At 32.3% G+C, this 16,866-nt stretch carries 13 protein-coding genes, 1 other RNA gene and 1 pseudogene; 9 read left to right on the top strand and 6 right to left on the bottom strand.

Translation table 11 applies throughout. The features are described from left to right. Nucleotides 1-4,045, bottom strand: a 4,045-nt coding sequence (locus DFR66_RS13145) for an MBG domain-containing protein (protein WP_147277696.1), incomplete at its 3' end; no start/stop codon positions are given. 880 nt (nucleotides 4,046-4,925) lie between these two features. Here DFR66_RS13145 and DFR66_RS13140 point away from each other — a divergent pair. From DFR66_RS13140 to DFR66_RS13130, 3 genes are all read left to right on the top strand, one after another. Next, a complete protein-coding gene (locus DFR66_RS13140) occupies nucleotides 4,926-5,411 on the top strand; it encodes a SixA phosphatase family protein (RefSeq protein WP_114755290.1) in 486 nt (161 codons plus the stop codon). Continuing rightward, complete coding sequence (gene ppk1, locus DFR66_RS13135; RefSeq protein WP_114755289.1) at nucleotides 5,408-7,495, top strand: polyphosphate kinase 1; 2,088 nt, start codon at nucleotides 5,408-5,410, stop codon at nucleotides 7,493-7,495. Before DFR66_RS13140 ends, ppk1 begins: the two co-directional genes overlap by 4 nt. A gap of 102 nt (nucleotides 7,496-7,597) precedes the next feature. Then, nucleotides 7,598-8,488 carry a Ppx/GppA phosphatase family protein gene (locus DFR66_RS13130; protein ID WP_114755288.1) on the top strand — a complete coding sequence of 297 codons (891 nt, stop codon included), beginning with the start codon at nucleotides 7,598-7,600 and terminating at the stop codon, nucleotides 8,486-8,488. Between the two features lie 20 nt (nucleotides 8,489-8,508). On the opposite strand, the gene DFR66_RS13125 is transcribed toward DFR66_RS13130, so the two are convergent. Further along, a complete protein-coding gene (locus DFR66_RS13125; protein ID WP_242008686.1) occupies nucleotides 8,509-8,883 on the bottom strand; it encodes a DNA polymerase III in 375 nt (124 codons plus the stop codon). 49 nt (nucleotides 8,884-8,932) lie between these two features. On the opposite strand from DFR66_RS13125, the gene DFR66_RS13120 reads away from it, so the two are divergent. Continuing rightward, entirely contained in the window at nucleotides 8,933-9,115 is a 183-nt protein-coding gene (locus tag DFR66_RS13120; protein ID WP_114755286.1) for a hypothetical protein, read from the top strand. A 43-nt stretch (nucleotides 9,116-9,158) separates the two neighbouring features. Here the strand turns inward: DFR66_RS13120 and dnaX are convergent, their stop codons facing one another. Continuing rightward, complete coding sequence (dnaX, locus tag DFR66_RS13115; protein ID WP_114755285.1) at nucleotides 9,159-10,244, bottom strand: DNA polymerase III subunit gamma/tau; 1,086 nt, start codon at nucleotides 10,242-10,244, stop codon at nucleotides 9,159-9,161. A gap of 299 nt (nucleotides 10,245-10,543) precedes the next feature. Beyond that, on the bottom strand, nucleotides 10,544-10,843 hold the full coding sequence (locus DFR66_RS13110; protein WP_114755284.1) for a hypothetical protein: 300 nt from the start codon (nucleotides 10,841-10,843) through the stop codon (nucleotides 10,544-10,546). 118 nt (nucleotides 10,844-10,961) lie between these two features. Between DFR66_RS13110 and rnpB the strand changes: the two genes are divergently transcribed. Continuing rightward, nucleotides 10,962-11,289, top strand: an RNA gene (gene rnpB / locus DFR66_RS13105) — RNase P RNA component class A. A 125-nt stretch (nucleotides 11,290-11,414) separates the two neighbouring features. Next, nucleotides 11,415-12,332, top strand: coding sequence for a ketopantoate reductase family protein (locus tag DFR66_RS13100; protein WP_114755283.1), 918 nt, complete (start codon nucleotides 11,415-11,417; stop codon nucleotides 12,330-12,332). Nucleotides 12,333-12,345: 13 nt separating this feature from the next. Here DFR66_RS13100 and DFR66_RS13095 read toward each other — a convergent pair whose 3' ends face one another. Together DFR66_RS13095 and DFR66_RS13090 are read right to left on the bottom strand one after the other, a co-directional pair. Continuing rightward, on the bottom strand, nucleotides 12,346-12,942 hold the full coding sequence (locus tag DFR66_RS13095; protein WP_114755282.1) for an RsmD family RNA methyltransferase: 597 nt from the start codon (nucleotides 12,940-12,942) through the stop codon (nucleotides 12,346-12,348). Further along, the gene (locus DFR66_RS13090) at nucleotides 12,939-13,748 is read right to left on the bottom strand and encodes a DUF3822 family protein (RefSeq protein WP_114755281.1); all 810 of its coding nucleotides are present in this window, start codon (nucleotides 13,746-13,748) and stop codon (nucleotides 12,939-12,941) included. Before DFR66_RS13090 ends, DFR66_RS13095 begins: the two co-directional genes overlap by 4 nt. Before the next feature lie 213 nt (nucleotides 13,749-13,961). Here DFR66_RS13090 and DFR66_RS13085 point away from each other — a divergent pair, with 213 nt between their 5' ends. From DFR66_RS13085 to DFR66_RS13075, 3 genes and pseudogenes are all read left to right on the top strand, one after another. Then, complete coding sequence (locus DFR66_RS13085) at nucleotides 13,962-15,383, top strand: ATP-dependent DNA helicase (protein ID WP_114755280.1); 1,422 nt, start codon at nucleotides 13,962-13,964, stop codon at nucleotides 15,381-15,383. A 109-nt stretch (nucleotides 15,384-15,492) separates the two neighbouring features. Then, nucleotides 15,493-16,322: pseudogene (gene ygiD, locus DFR66_RS13080) on the top strand (4,5-DOPA-extradiol-dioxygenase). 76 nt (nucleotides 16,323-16,398) lie between these two features. Then, nucleotides 16,399-16,866: a hypothetical protein gene (locus tag DFR66_RS13075; protein ID WP_114755279.1), complete on the top strand. Its 468-nt coding sequence runs from the start codon at nucleotides 16,399-16,401 to the stop codon at nucleotides 16,864-16,866.

Below are 16,866 nucleotides of genomic sequence, written 5' to 3'. Positions count from 1 at the left end.
TTACCACAGCGGTAAGAGTAGGATTAGCGTCCCCGTATACTTTGTTTTGATTATCAGCCACCACAGTTACACCTAATACTTTAGGCGTAATAGTCAATATAGCATCAGTGGCCACCACAGTATAGTTAGGATTACTTCCCAAAGTCACTTCAATCGGGTATTCCCCAACATTAGAGAACTGCGTAGCAGTAGTAGCTAAGGTATAGTTGATGGTATCTCCATTCACGGCACCATTTACCACAGCGGTAAGAGTAGGATTAGCGTCCCCGTATACTTTGTTTTGATTATCAGCTACTACAGTTGCAGTCTTAGGAGTAACGGTTACAGAAACGGTAGCGTTATCACAATTACTTGGATTAAGTATTTCACAGATACGGTATACTAAAGAATATGAACCGGCAGGTGTACCTGCTGCAACAATTACATTGTTGCCAGAAAGCGTGATACCAGCATTGGTAGCAGACACAAAAGTTGTGGTAACCTGAGAGGCAAGAACGGGCGCATCATTCAGTTTATCATTAGAAAGTACATTCGTGAAAGCGATTTCGTCAGTATCTCCATATACTACAGTTCCGGCATCATTAATTGCATCAATTGCAGCAGCAGTAACGATAACAGAAACAGTAGCATTATCGCAATTGGTTGGATTTAATTTTTCACAGATTCTATAAGTTAAGTTGTAATTACCTGCTGGCGTTCCGGCAGCAACTAATACACTTGTACCTGAAAGAGTAATTCCAGTATGTGTTGAAGAAACAAAAAATGTATTAACCAGATCTGATGTTGTTATAACACCACCAAGTGTATCATTTGAGAGTACGTTAGATAATGATGTTCCTCCAGTAAATCCTACCACGGAGGATCCTGTATCATTTACTGCATCAATAACGGGTGTACCCACAGGTACTGATACAACAGCCGTAGAACAATTAGATGGATTTAGTATTTCACAAATTCTATATGTAAGTTGATAATTTCCAGCAGGTGTTCCAGCTGCAACAACAACATTGGTTCCAGATAAAGTAACACCTAAATTTGTTGAATTGACAAAAGAAATATTTATGGCAGCAGGGTTGACGGGAGTACCGCCGAGTGTGTCATTACCTAATACATTAGTAAATGAAGTTCCTCCAATTAAGCCTATTACAGCAGTGCCAGTATCGTTAACAGCATCGATTAGAGAATTATTAGGGACAGGAGTAGATGTTGATGAATTATTACTTGTAATCAGGTCAATTTCGTTTCCACTAATATTTGCTGTATTCGAATAATTTCCAGTTAAATTTACTCTAGCTTCTATTGTTAAAGTTGCACTACTTGTATTAGATAAATTACCGATACTCCAATTTGGCGCACTCCATGTTCCAATAGAAGGTGTAACACTAATTACAGTATATCCGTTAGGAATTAAATCAGAAACAGTAACTCCAGTCGCATTTACAGGTCCGTTATTTGTAGCTGTTATTGTAAACAATACATTACTTCCAAAATTTGGATTATTATTATTTACTGTTTTTAAAACTGCCAAATCTACTGGGGTTTGAACAGATAATGTAACATTTGTAGATTGTGAACAAAATACTGAAGTTATGTTCAAAGCAGTAATCTTAAGATTGTAAGTTCCTGAAGTATTAAATGGAAATGATTGTAAATTAATACTTCCTCCTGTTCCAAAAACTGAAATAGAATAATCAATACCCGAAGCATCTTCTAAAGTGTATATGGTATTGGTATCTGAATTAGTTATGGTAAAAGTTGCAGTATAGTCCTTAGCAATGGTAATTGAAGAATTTTGGATAATAGGAATAGCAGGTTTTGAACACTCAACTGTAATTTTTGACGTACATTTTAACTCAAGGTTACCAGATTCAGTGATACCATATGATAGAACACCACCAGCATTTAACCTGTTAAACGCTGTTGTATTTACCGGGATAGTCCAAGTAGCTGTATTTGTTACCACACTACCTATTAAACTATCATCTAAGTATAAATTTACTGTAGTATTAGCAATTGCGGTAGCAAGTGTACCGGAAACAGCAGTCGAATTATCATAAATAGGACCATTTATAACACCACAATTTTGAGTTGATGGATTTAGAGCAGTGGCAATAATAGAACGAATACTTGTACCGCAACTTGTAACAATTGTGGCATAGTAAGACGTATTTGCTACTGCATTAACTGTGGTTTGCCAATTTCCGTTAGCATCAGTTGTTATCGTTTGGATTAAGCTATTATTCAAATTATTATATACAGAAACAGTTGTATTTGGATAATAAGAAGTTCCTGTTATGGGAATACCAGCTTGAATATTATTCGTTTCATTTGATGAGATAATTGGTGGGTACACAAAGCAGCTAACAGTTATTCTGGCAGGGTTTGATATACAACGTACTCCATTTGAACTTCTGATAGAAAATACATCACCAATCGAAGTTGAAATAGAACCAATATTAAACGAAAAAACACCACCAGTAGCGGTAGTTGTTGCTTTTAATTCTTCATTCAAATACAATCTTACTGTACTACTTGTTACTGCAGTACCATTTATTTGGGTTGATGTAGTGTAAAGAGTTGTAGTTGTTATTGTTGGAGTACTTGTATTTCCTGAACCAGATACACATTCATAAGTATTACAATTACTTTCACACCGTCCGGGTAATGTTTGCGTGATATAATAAGTGCCGGATGGGATAGCATTGTTAGCTCCAGATTTACAAACGTCAGGGCCTCCACCATTTCCACCATCCCAGAACCATCTTCCAAAAAGAACAATCCTTTGAGCAACTAACGTGATTCCTGAGCTGGTAACATTATATATTTTAATAGTAGCTCCATTAACACCTGTTCCTACAATACCTCTTGATGTCATACATTCAATAACAGGGCATGGGCTAGTATTAGAAGTTCCACATGTAGATATTGTCACTTTATTAGAAACCAAACACATAGATTCGCCTGTTGCAACTGCTTTAGCTGTTATTACATCACCATTGCTTAATAAAACACCTGTTAAAGTCCATGAATTTCCACTTGTAGCAGAAGTACTACCTATTAAAATATCATTTCTGTAAACATTTATTGTGGCATTAGTATTTGTAGAGAATGATGATTTTGTCCAAGTACCGGATATTGAAGTGTCTGCGGTACTTAATCCTGTATTTACTACCGGTGGCGCAGTACATATATCAGTATTACAAGTCCCATCTTTTATCTGTTGAAGTGTACATGGTGGTTGTGCATTTACATCAAATGAATAACCGTCAGAAACAGGACCGCAAGTAGCTGATTTGGGTGCCATTACAGTTATAGCGTTAAAACGCAAAGGAGTTGAATTTGTTATAGGTCCTGCTCCGGTAAAAGCACTTAAAGGAACATAAAAATCATAAAAATAATCGAGATCATTATTGTTGTTAGTCGCTGCAATTGATGTTTGTGCATAATTTGGATTTGTTAATAAATCATACTTAGCAACTTCGATACAAGATGTACCGCTGTTTACGTTGTAAACCGTAACAGAAAATCCAGTTTCATAAACTAATTCATATTCAAATCCTGGATTACTTGCTGAATAATTGGGATCAGTAGCGCCAAACAAACCATCTGTGTCTATTAATAAACTGTAACCTTTAGCACCAGGAATTATACTACCAATTCTAAAACGAACCATCAAATTAGTCCCGTCAGAATAAACATAAACGGATTTTCCATTAGCATCTGGAACAAACTCACTGAAACCTCCAGTAGGTCCTCTTCGAAGATCTCCTAAAGCCTCTGGTGTGAGTGGTGTAATTGCTAAATATGGTATTTCACTAATTCCAGCTCCAACATCGTTAGTTCCAAAACCTGATGATGTAGATGAAACAAAACCATCTCCATTAGGATCTAAAATAGGTGAGCTGCTTAATGGTGGAATATTTCCGTTACCATCTCGTAATATCAAACCTTTAGTTTGAGAAAATCCAGTATTTATACTAAGTAAAAATAGAAATAATATAAATATTTGATAAATTTTATTATAGTTAAAGTAAAATTTATTCATAGTTAGCTTTTGTTAAAATTGAAATCATGCATGAAAATTTGAACATAATATTTAAAGGTTTGCATGATATATATAATGAATTTAAATAACTTGATTGTGCATTGTTTTTTCTAACAAACATATTCGTATTTGTTAGATTGTGTACAAAAGATTTTAGCTTACAAAATTGTAGCCAATTGTGTATTGAAAAAAGTAGTGTTTTTATTAGATTGGATGTTTTCAGTTGTAAACTGAAAAATTTTTTCTTTAAAAGAAAAGTAATGTGATTGTACTTGAAATTGCAGAGTGCAAGGAATGTATAACAATAAAAATTTATCACCATCATTGGTGATAAAAATTTATTATATATAGACAATAAAATTCTATATAAAATTAAATTGTTTTGTAGGTTAACAACTTGATTTAGAAAGGGGTGTGGCATTTATTTTTTATAAATTTATCAAATATATATAAATATTAGTGTAAATTATTTTTTTATTGTTTTTTTTTCTATTTTACCAACAAAAATAGTAATAATTAATCAAAAAGTAATAATTTTCTCTATGAATAACTTATATATTCGTTTAAATACATTTTTTAATTAATATTATCAATATGAATACAATGTTATTTGATTCAAATGAGTTGCACTTGATTAAATTTTAGTGTTTTTTCATTAAAAATTTTTAATTCATTCTTTAAAAAAATGTTATTTTTTTATTGCTGTAGTTTTTTTTTTAGACAAAAAAAACATGGTTTTTTATTTCATGAATTTGTTCAATATTTATATATGCAATTATGAATATTTTAAAATATATTTAGGAATTGATAATTTTAAATAATGGAGCACAATGGGTTATTTTTAATAAAATGCCTATTTTTACGTATAAAACTTTTTTTCATGAAAAATCTAATTTTAGTTCGGCATGCAAAATCAAGTTGGGAAGTTCCCATGCATGATAAAGATCGTAGTTTGACTTGTCAAGGGATCAAAGATGCTCATCTGGTTTCTAATTATGCTAAAGATTTTATTCCCAAAACGTATGTTATGTGGGTAAGTTCTGCTAAAAGAGCAACAAACACAGCGTTAATATTTGCTCAAAATTTTACTTATCCTATTGATAGTATCATTTACAAAGACGACCTTTATACCTTTGACGAAAAGAAATTAGAAAATATTATTAAATCATGTAGTAATCTTTTCGAAAGCGTTATTGTTTTTGGACATAATGGTGCCATTACAAATTTTGTTAATAAATTTGGAAATGAAGACATTGATAACATTCCGACTAGTGGGTTTGTATCATTAAAATTTGATGTCGATGATTGGAAAAAAATTAAAAAAGGTAAAATAAATAAAATAATATTTCCCAAAGATTTAAGATGAATAAAGCATTAGAATACAAATATATTGATAGAGAAAAAAGTTGGTTGGCTTTCAACGCCAGAGTACTTCAAGAAGCTGCGGATAGTTCAGTTCCACTATTAGATAGACTTCGATTTTTAGGCATTTTTTCGAATAATTTAGATGAGTTTTTTAGAGTTCGTTTTGCTGCTATAAGAAGATTGAGTCTGACAGGAATCACTGGAGAAAAGTATCTTGGAGGGATTTCTGCTCAGCAATTAGTAAAAGATATTACTGAAATTGTTATCCAGCAACAATCAGAAAGTTTACGAATATTAAATATTATTGAAGCTGAACTTGAGGCCGAAAATATATTTATTATTACTGAAAATGATATTACTATTGAACAGGAAATTTTTTTGAAAGACTTTTTTATTCAAAAATTAAGTCCTGAATTAGTAACGATAATTTTGAATGATTTAGCGGAATTCCCTGTTTTGAAAGATACTTCGGGATATTTAGCCATCAAACTGGTTATGAATCAAAATTCAGAAGTTCGTTATGCCGTAATCGAAATTCCAAAAACTATTAACCGTTTTGTTGTTTTACCATCAAATAATGAAAAACAGTATGTCATACTTCTGGATGATGTTATTAGACATAATTTGAGTAGTATTTTTAATATTTTTGACTACAAAAGTGTTTCTGCTCACATGATAAAAATTACTCGAGATGCTCAGTTAGACATCGATAGTGATTTAAGCAAAAGTATGATTGAAAAAATATCATTGAGTGTTAAAGATCGCAGAATAGGTGAGCCGGTTCGCTTCATTTATGACCAATTAATAGAAGAAGATACACTTCAATTTTTTCTTGATAAAATGAAAATCGTTTCTACTGACAGTATTATCCCTGGCGGAAGATATCACAACAGACGTGATTACATGAATTTTCCAAATCTGGGTCGATTTGATTTGTTGTATAAAACCAATGATCCATTACCAATTCCAGGATTAAGTCTAGAAGGAAGTATGTTAGAGAAAATCAGCGAAAGAGATTATTTACTCAATGCACCTTATCAATCCTTTTCCTATTTGACTAAGTTTTTGCGCGAAGCGGCATTAGATCCCAAAGTAACTTCAATTAAAATTACTTTATACAGACTTGCTAAAAATTCTCAAATCATTAGTTCACTTATAAATGCGGCTAAAAACGGAAAAAAAGTAACCGTTCAAATCGAATTGCAAGCTCGTTTTGATGAAGCTTCCAATATTTCCTATGCTGAACAAATGCAACTGGAAGGTATTGAATTAATTTTTGGAATAAAAGGATTAAAAGTACATAGTAAAATATGTGTTATTGAAAGAAATGAAAATAATAAAATAAGACGATACGGTTTTATTTCAACTGGAAATTTCAATGAATCTACTGCAAAAGTCTACACTGATGTAACTCTTTTTACGAGTCATCAACAGATTTTGAAAGATATCATGCGAATATTTGAGTTTTTTGATATCAATTATAGAGTACATCGATACAAACACCTCATTGTTTCTCCACATTATACCAGAACTAAATTCGTTAAGTTAATTGACAGAGAAATTACTCATGCCTTAGCAGGAAGAAAAACGCATATAAAGCTTAAAATGAATAGTTTATCAGACTTTGAAATGATAGATAAATTATATGAGGCGAGTAGAGCAGGAGTAAAAATTCAACTTGAAGTTAGAGGGATTTGTTCGTTAATACCAGGAATTACAGGAATGAGCGAAAATATCGAAGCTATCAGTATTGTAGATAATTACTTAGAACACTCTAGAATTTATATTTTTGGTAATGCTGGACAAACAGAAGTTTATATTTCATCAGCTGATTTTATGACCAGAAATTTAGATGGACGAGTTGAAGTTACCTGTCCAATATACGACCAGGAAATAAAAAATGAGTTAATTGATAACTTCGATATAGGTTGGAAAGGAAATGTAAAAGCCCGTTATCATTCTTACAAATTAGATAATAAATATAGAGTTCGAAATCATAATCCTGTTTTTAGAGCACAATTAGAAACCTATAACTACTATCAAAGTAAAGTTGAGTTAGAATCAGAAACAGAAAAAATAGTGTAATTATTTGTTCTAGTTCAGTGTAAAGTTTTCAATAATTTTTTCATTTTAGAATTAATAAATAGACCAATTAGTTACTAAAAGAATAAAAGAATCAAATCCAAAATGATTAAAATAAAAAAATATGCCGCAATCGATATTGGTTCTAATGCCATGCGTTTATTGATTGTAAATATTGTAGAACAAGAGGGAAAAGAGCCGCAGTTTAATAAGAGTTCATTAGTGCGTGTTCCAATTCGTCTTGGACAAGATGCCTTTACTGTAGGTGAAATTTCTGAAGAAAACTTAGAGAGAATGTGCGATGCCATGAAAGCATTCAAGCTTTTGATGAAGGTGCATAAAGTAGAACGCTATATGGCTTTTGCAACTTCAGCCATGCGAGAAGCTTATAATGGTAAAGAGGTTGTTACTCTCATAAAGAAAAAAGCCGACATAAAAATAGAAATTATTGATGGTAAAAAAGAAGCAGCAATCATTGCGTCAACTGATTTGCACCATTTACTTAAAACGGATCAGACCTATCTTTTTGTAGATGTAGGTGGTGGAAGCACAGAGTTTACTTTGTTTTCTAATGGTAAATTGATAAATTCAAGATCATTTAAAGCAGGAACGGTTCGATTATTAAACGATATGGTTTGTGATGTGGTTTGGGATGAAATTGAAAAATGGATCAAAACAAATACGGAAGAATATGACGAGGTCATTTTAATAGGTTCTGGAGGTAATATCAATAAGCTATTCAAGATGTCTGGAAAAATTCAGGAAAAACCATTGTCTTATATATATATGAATTCCCAATATGCATTTTTGAATTCACTTTCGTATGAACAAAGAATTTCAGAATTAGGATTGAATCCAGATCGTGCCGATGTAATTATTCCAGCAACTAGAATTTATCTAAACGCCATGAAATGGAGTGGAGCAAGAAATATTTATGTTCCTAAAATTGGGCTTTCTGATGGAATTGTAAAAGCGATGTATTACGGAAAAATTTAATTTTATTTCGGTTTTATATTTTAAGCATCTAAATCTAATCCAAATGTTGTCCGTAAAAGTTCAATATTTGGATTTATTTCATGTAATCTGTTGTAGCGGTCTTGGTCATTAAAACTTCTTTTGTTTTCGATACTTTCATTAACAATAACCTCAATTGTGATGTCGTGATTGTGTAAATGTCCCTTTAAATGTCCTAAAAGTCCATGTATTTCTTTTTCAAAATCTAATTTAGAACCTTCATTTGGCAATTCTATCGTTATGGAAGTGCCGTTTAATTTTGGTTCATTGATAAGTAGTAACGATTCCATAATTCTATATCCTTTATCCCCTAAACGTTGTGCATATTTATTCCATTGCAATAACATTTCAGTCTCTGTAAATAATTCAGTTGGCAAGTGGAGTACTTCTTTTACAATTCCTTTACTACTTTCTTCTAATGCTTTTTTGGCACGAATACTTGTTAATGAAAATGCAGAAACTTTTGGTCCGTCAGATTGTGGAATGTTAATTTTTGCTGCTGGAACTGGCGTAGGAATTGATGGAATGGCAGTTGTAGCATCCGGTTCTTTTATTGTGACTGATTCTGTAACTGGTATAACAGGTTTTAAATCTTCAGCTTTCGGTTGAACCGTAATTGAATAATCATTCTTTCTATAATAAGTAGGAGGAATTATATATTGCTCAACTTTTTTTTTTCTCCATCATAAGTGATAGAGGCAAGTTGCATCAGGCAAAGTTCAACAAGAAGTCGTTGGTTTTGGCTCAGTTTATATTTCAAATCACAATCATTAGCAATTTCAATTGCTTTTAAAAGAAAGTCTTGACTGCATTTTTGTGCTTGGACACCATACATTTGTTGTGCTTGTTCACCTACTTCTAATAAAGTTAGCGTTGCCGGTGTTTTAGAAACTAATAAGTCTCTAAAATGGGAAGCCAATCCAGAAACAAAATGATGTGCATCAAAACCTTTTGCAAGAATCTCGTTGAAAGCCATCAATAAATCAGGTATTTTGTTTTCCAATATCAAGTCGGTGATGTTGATGTACGTTTCGTAATCCAACACATTCAAGTTTTCTGTTACAGCCTGACGTGTTAAATCTTTTCCACAAAAAGAAACTACTCGGTCAAAAATTGACAAAGCATCACGCATGGCGCCATCAGCTTTTTGAGCAATAATATGCAAAGCATCATCTTCAAAAACTACGCCTTGACTGGTGGCCACTTCGGCAAGATGTTCTTTAGCATCTTTTACGGTAATTCTCTTGAAATCAAATATTTGACAACGAGAAAGTATCGTTGGGATAATTTTATGTTTTTCAGTCGTTGCCAAAATAAAAATGGCATGTTTTGGTGGTTCTTCCAGCGTTTTCAAAAATGCATTGAAAGCTGCCGATGACAACATGTGAACCTCATCAATGATGTAAACTTTGTATTGTCCCGTTTGTGGAGGAATACGAACTTGGTCAATTAGATTACGAATATCATCAACAGAATTGTTAGAAGCAGCATCTAATTCGAAAATATTAAAGGCAAAATCTTCATTGGGATCATCATATCCTGGCTGGTTAATTTTACGTGCCAAAATACGGGCACAAGTTGTTTTTCCAACACCACGCGGTCCTGTAAATAACAGTGCTGAAGCTAAGTGATTGCTTTCTATGGCATTCAATAAAGTATTTGTAATGGCTTTTTGTCCAACAACATCTTTAAATGTTTGAGGACGATATTTACGGGCCGATACAACAAATTGTTCCATAGAAATTTTATTCGAAAGCAAATATAGGTTTTAATTTAAAGATGCAAAAATTTAAGGATTGAAAGATTTTATAATTTTCAAAATGGTTTTTGTTTCCCAAATTTCCTATCCCAAATTACTTCACAGTACTATAATTTTATTGGAGTTCAGTGAACTGCGTTTGCAGTGAAAATCCATATTCGCCGGTCCCGAAACCTCAGGAAGGCGTAAAGATTGTAACGGATAGCTGAAATTAGCTCCTGAAAAAACAAATGATATAAGTCCTGGATTTAATTTTTAATTTATTTTAGAAAACGAGCTTACTTGTTTCTTCCTTTGATGGTAAGATCTATTAAAACTCTTGCAGCGCCGTTTTCAGAATTTGCGGCATATCCTGCTACAAATACTCCCTTTTTTCCAGATGTTGATTTTATACCATAAACTGTTGCTTCGTCATCTGGATTTGTATCTCCTTCGTAACGGTAAATATGTTGAATTTCATAGTGGCTTGGATTTTTTATAATGTCCTCTTCATGAAGATTGAAATCGTAGGTAAATCCCATCTCATTCAAATCATCTAAGGCTTTAGAAACGCTGGCATAATGATACATGTTTGACATAATAGAGATTTTTTAGTTATTTATTAAAGGTAACTATTTTATTATGAATTGATTGTAAAAGGCTTGTTAAAGTAGAACACAGTAAATGAAAAAAAAGAATTAAAAAGTGTAAATTTGCATCGCAGACCGCCTTATCGCCGTCATGTCTTTTGGGACGAGAGGGAGGAAAGTCCGGACACCACAGGGAAGCATAGCGGGTAACTCCCGTCGGTTTCGTCTTTACGGACGAGATTAGGACAAGTGCAACAGAAAGTATGTACAGGTAATGCTGTAGTGAAACCAGGTAAACTCTATGCGGTGAAATATCAAGTATATCAGCATTTAAGGGCGTCTCGTTCGTTGCTGAAGGGTAGATAGCTTGAGTCCAGAAGTAATTCTGGATCTAGATAAATGATAAGGCTCTAATTTATTGGAGACAGAATCCGGCTTATAGGTCTGCATTTTTTTATTAAAAAGTTTAATAAAAGTAAAGATTGTGAAATCTAAAGTGAACCATTAAGAAATTAATTTTATTAAGTCCATTGGCTTGATTTTCTAAATTTCTTAATGGTTTTGTTTTTAAATTAGTGGTATGAAAACAAGAATCGGGATTTTAGGATTGGGTGGAGTAGGTGGTTACTTCGGAGGTTTATTAGCCAAAGCTTATTTTGAATCTGATGCAATCGAAATCGTATTTATTGCACGAGGCGAAACCCAAAAAGCAATCGCTAAAAATGGATTAAAAATTATTGCTGATACTACTGAAATAGTTGCTTTTCCCAGTTTAGTTTCTAACCACCCAAAAGAAATAGGCCAATTAGATTACCTTATTTGTGCCACTAAAACTTATGATATTGAAAGCAGTTTTGAAATCATAAAAAATTGTATTACCCTAAACACGATAATTTTACCTTTATATAATGGTGTCGATGCCACGGAACGTATTCTAAATTTGTTTCCTGAAAATAATGTTTTACAAGGTTGCGTTTACATTGTTTCTATGATTGAATCACCTGGAGTAATAAAGAAAATTGGCCATTATGAAAAACTTTTTTTTGGTTCTAAAAATGCTTCGGTTTTCAAATTACATGAATTACAATCTATTTTAGAAAACGCCAATATAGAAAGTTATCTTGTCGAAAATATTGAAGAAACGGTTTGGGAAAAATTCATTTTTATCTCGGCATTGGCTTCTGCAACTTCGTATTTGAATCAGAACATTGGAGGTATTTTAAACAATCCTGAAAATAAGGAATTTTACATTTCATTGTTGAATGAAATTACTGCTATTGCTGTTGCAAAAGGGTTAAAGTTGCCCAATGATATTGTAGCTCAAACGATAACGAAACTAGAAAAATCACCACAAGACAATACATCATCAATGCACAGAGATGTACTTGCTGGACATAAAACGGAAGTGCATTCCTTAACTGAATTTGTGGTTAAAGAGGGTTTAAAATATGGTGTTGCGACTCCAGTCTATAAAAAAATATTGGAAAAACTATTGTAATACTGATCTAAAATTATTCTTCTTCACTATCGTTTTGGTTGGATTCATTTTCAGAATCTTCTGAATCATCAGAGCCAATTTCGAAGAAACTAAAAATAGAACCTCCATAGCTTTTCTGAAACGAAAAGTGAATCATGTGATCCAGTTTAGTATATTTTGAATGCTCGATGACCATCATTCCATCTTCATTAAGCAATTCTTTTTCGAAAACTAATAAGATAATTTTCTCAAAAGTTTTTTGGTCTAAAGCATACGGTGGGTCTGCAAAAATAATATCGTAGGACGTTTTACATCTCTCTAAATAAGTGAAAACATCACTTTTTGTGGCGGCAATATTAAAATCATATTCGGCTGCCACTTGCTTGATAAATTTTACACAACCAAAATCACCATCAACAGAAGTTATGGGTGTACAACCTCTTGAGGCAAATTCGTAACTGATATTTCCTGTTCCGGCAAATAAATCTAATATTTTAAGTCCTTCAAAACTGAAATGGTTATTCAAAACATTGAATAATGCTTCTTTAGACATATCGGTTGTGGGGCGTACGGGAAGTCCTTTTGGCGGAAAAATGCGTCTTCCTTTGTATTTTCCTGAAATGATTCTCATGAATTGAAAAGTATAAAATGATTTCTGTTTTCGGCCTCAGAAAAATAATTGTTCCATCGCAAATCTTCCACATCTATGAGGGAAACATTGCGAATGTATTTGTAAGCGATTTTAAAATAATCACTTTCGGTATCAATATTTCCAATAAGTTCTAATGGAAAGTTTTCGGGGTTTAAGTTCAATTGCTCTGCCGTAAATAAAATATAATACAAGAAATCTTCTGGCGTGTTGTAATCAAATGAATTGAAAAGTAATAACTTTTGATTTTGAACCACGATGATTTCAAAATGACCTGTATTAATATGTACAAACATTTTTTTCTCATCTTTATTTTTGGAAGCAACTAAAAGTTTTGAAACTAATATGCTACTGGCATGTTTGTATTCGAATGAACCAAATTGATCAATAAAAAAATTATTGATGTTTACATAAGGGATGTAAACCGCATTCATTTCATAATTTTGAATTTCGTCATAAGCAAAAAAATCTGTTTCAAAAACCTTGGTATTGTATTGCAAATAACTGCCTAAAAAGTTTTCATCAAATAAAGGTTCCGGAACAAAAGTGGAAAGATTATTATTATGAATTACTAAAATTTCATCATAAGAATCTTTTAATTCTGGGTAAGTATTGAAAGCATCGGCAAACAAATCTTCAATTTTTGTAGCTTTATGAAAGGTATCAAAATGAACTTCGTTAAATGAAGTTACCGTATTATTTAGCGTGTCAAAACAACAAAAAGAAAGTCCTGTCAAGGAAACTTGAATGGAAAGTTTTTTATATTTTTTTTCGGCTATGTTTATCATACTATTGATTTTTTCAACAACGCAAACTTACAAATTTAAAAATCAATAACAATATCAATTGCAATGGCAAAAATCAATTACAAAACTCAATTGCAATAGAAATGACAATAGCAATGACAACAGCAAAATTCAATGGCAGTAATTGAAAATTGAAATTGCTATTGACATTGAAATTGAAAAAACATTCTTTACTTTGCAGTCAAATAACACGAAATGAATTCCTCCCTGTTTTATAGTCTTTTACAAAAAAAATTCCCTTTTCAACCCACCTATAAACAGGATATTTTTTTTCAAAAAATAGCCATTTTTTTAACCGAAACCGATAATAGAACCATTTTTGTTTTAAAAGGTTACGCGGGAACTGGAAAAACAACCGTGATTTCTACGATTGTAAATAGTTTATTAGACATTAATAAAAAATATGTTTTGCTGGCACCAACAGGGCGTGCGGCAAAAGTAATTGCTAATTATTCGAACAAACCGGCTTTTACAATTCACAAAAAAATATACTTTCCTAAGAAATCGTCCGGTGGTGGTGTTTCTTTTACATTGCAACAAAACAAACACAAGAACACGATTTTTATAGTCGATGAAGCCTCGATGATTTCAGATACGAATTCTGATTCTAAGTTGTATGAAAACGGTTCTTTACTTGATGATTTGATTTCGTATGTCTATTCGGGAACCAATTGTAAAATGATTTTATTGGGAGATACCGCTCAGTTGCCTCCAGTGAATTTAGATATTAGTCCCGCACTTGACATTCGCACTTTGGGAATGAATTATGATAAAGAAGTAGAACATATTGAGTTGGATGAAGTCATGCGTCAGGAAGAAAATTCCGGGATTTTGCATAACGCGACGGAACTTCGGGAATTATTGAAAGATTCTTTTATTGATGAATTCAAATTTGATCTCAAAAAATTCAAAGATATAGTTCGGTTGTCTGATGGTTATGATATTCAAGATGCCATCAATTCCGCCTACAGTAATTATAGTATAGAAGACACCGCTTTTATTGTTCGTTCGAATAAAAGAGCGAATCAATATAATGAGCAAATCAGAACCAAAATCCTCGATAAAGAAAGTGAACTTTCCACTGGCGATTTTCTGATGGTGGTGAAGAACAATTATTTTTGGTTGAAAGATTCTGATGAAGCGGGTTTTATTGCCAATGGTGATATTATCGAAATATTAGAAATTTTCAATATCAAAGAATTGTATGGTTTTAAGTTTGCCAAAGTAAAAATTCGAATGATTGATTACCCCAATCAGATTCCATTTGAAACGGTATTGCTAATGGACACCATAAAAAGTGAATCGCCATCTCTAACTTTCGAAGAATCCAACCGCTTGTATCAGGAAGTTTTGAAAGATTATGAAGGTGAAACCAAATTCCAAAAGTTCCAAAAAGTAAAAGCCAACGAATATTTCAACGGACTCCAAGTGAAATTCTCGTATGCAATTACCTGCCATAAATCACAAGGTGGGCAATGGAATACCGTTTTTATAGAACAACCGTATTTGCCGGATGGCATCAATCGAGATTATATTAGGTGGTTGTACACGGCGATGACCCGAGCCAAAAATAAATTATATTTGATAGGTTTTAAGGATGAGAATTTTGTGGAATGATTATTTTAAAATTAAACCATTAAGAAAATTAAGGTTCATTAAGTGACAATTCCAAAATCTTAATCTTCTTAAATCTCTTAATGGTTTAAAAAAATTAAATATATTGTTTATGAACACATTAAACGACTTACATAGAATTTCAGGCTCTTTTTCGAATACTGAAAAAATGCCAGTTTTGTTTTTGGGACACGGCAGCCCAATGAATGCCATTGAAGAAAATCAGTTTGTGACTGGTTTTCGAAATTTGGCTAAAACGTTACCGCAACCAAATGCCATTTTGTGTATTTCGGCGCATTGGTTTACCAAAGGGACAAAGGTTACCGCAATGGAAATGCCCCGAACGATTCATGATTTTGGAGGTTTTCCACAAGCATTGTTTGACGTGCAATATCCCGCTGAAGGAAGTCCGGAATTAGCGATAGAAACAAAACAATTATTGACGCCGGTAGAAGTAGAGCTGGACGAACATTGGGGTTTGGATCACGGTGCTTGGAGTGTTATCAAACATTTATATCCCGAAGCGAATGTTCCCGTGATTCAGTTGAGTATCGATTATACAAAATCCGGCCAATACCATTTTGAACTGGCTCAAAAACTGAGTGCTCTGCGTACAAAGGAATCTTGATTGTAGGCAGTGGAAATATTGTGCATAATTTAAGATTGGTCGATTTTCAAAATTTCGAAAAAGACAATTATGGTTACGATTGGGCAATTGAAGCAAGATCAAGAATAAATGATTATTTACTGGCCGGAAATTTTCAATTATTGATTGATTTTGAAAAACAGAGCAAAGCGTTTCAATTAGCGATTCCTACGCCAGAACATTATTTACCTTTATTATATACTTTAGGATTAAAAGGAAAAACCGAAGAACTGAGTTTATTTAATGATAAACTGTTGGCGGGTTCTTTGAGTATGACTTCGATGAAGATTATGTAGACTTTGTGAAATTAATCTTATTTATTAATTTGTTGATATTATAAAAATGAATTAGTGGTTAGTTAAAAAAATAAAAATGAAGAAAATAATTTGTTTACTACTTCTAATTTCTTTGAAAATATCATACTGTCAAAATATAAAACCGAATGATATAGAAATTAAAATTTTGAAAATTGATAAATTACAACAACAAAGTAAATTAGAGATTTTAGGAATTGATGATATGAAAACTTGCGGTGGAAATTTAATAGGGTATTTTTATAATAACAAATTAGTGCTTTTAATTTCTCAAAATGGTGGAGAGACTGGAACAATAACAAATAAATATTATCTTGAGAACAATAAAATAATAAAAATTGAGAATTTGGAAGATTATGCATTTATAAATAATAATTCAAATACTCAAACGCCTAAGACAAAAAAAATTATAGAAAAAAAAGAGTTTTACTTTACTCCTAAAATATTTATTAAAAAGAGTTTTAAGAAAGAAAAAATAATTACTTATTCTGATAAACAAATAATTACTTGTGAAAAATATGATTAA

Origin of the sequence: Flavobacterium glaciei, assembly GCF_003350545.1 — a bacterium.
Taxonomy (GTDB): domain Bacteria; phylum Bacteroidota; class Bacteroidia; order Flavobacteriales; family Flavobacteriaceae; genus Flavobacterium; species Flavobacterium glaciei.
Note: the sequence above shows the minus strand (reverse complement) of the source record. Positions and strands in the feature narration are given on the sequence as shown.

Bases quoted from the DNA above. Each gene is read 5' to 3' on its own strand.
- DFR66_RS13100 (WP_114755283.1), top strand. From the start codon at position 11,415: ATGAAAACAAGAATCGGGATTTTAGGATTGGGTGGAGTAGGTGGTTAC.
- DFR66_RS13085 (WP_114755280.1), top strand. From the start codon at position 13,962: ATGAATTCCTCCCTGTTTTATAGTCTTTTACAAAAAAAATTCCCTTTT.
- DFR66_RS13095 (WP_114755282.1), bottom strand. From the start codon at position 12,942: ATGAGAATCATTTCAGGAAAATACAAAGGAAGACGCATTTTTCCGCCA.
- DFR66_RS13090 (WP_114755281.1), bottom strand. From the start codon at position 13,748: ATGATAAACATAGCCGAAAAAAAATATAAAAAACTTTCCATTCAAGTT.
- DFR66_RS13140 (WP_114755290.1), top strand. From the start codon at position 4,926: ATGAAAAATCTAATTTTAGTTCGGCATGCAAAATCAAGTTGGGAAGTT.
- DFR66_RS13130 (WP_114755288.1), top strand. From the start codon at position 7,598: ATGATTAAAATAAAAAAATATGCCGCAATCGATATTGGTTCTAATGCC.
- ppk1 (WP_114755289.1), top strand. From the start codon at position 5,408: ATGAATAAAGCATTAGAATACAAATATATTGATAGAGAAAAAAGTTGG.
- dnaX (WP_114755285.1), bottom strand. From the start codon at position 10,244: ATGGAACAATTTGTTGTATCGGCCCGTAAATATCGTCCTCAAACATTT.
- DFR66_RS13110 (WP_114755284.1), bottom strand. From the start codon at position 10,843: ATGTCAAACATGTATCATTATGCCAGCGTTTCTAAAGCCTTAGATGAT.
- DFR66_RS13075 (WP_114755279.1), top strand. From the start codon at position 16,399: ATGAAGAAAATAATTTGTTTACTACTTCTAATTTCTTTGAAAATATCA.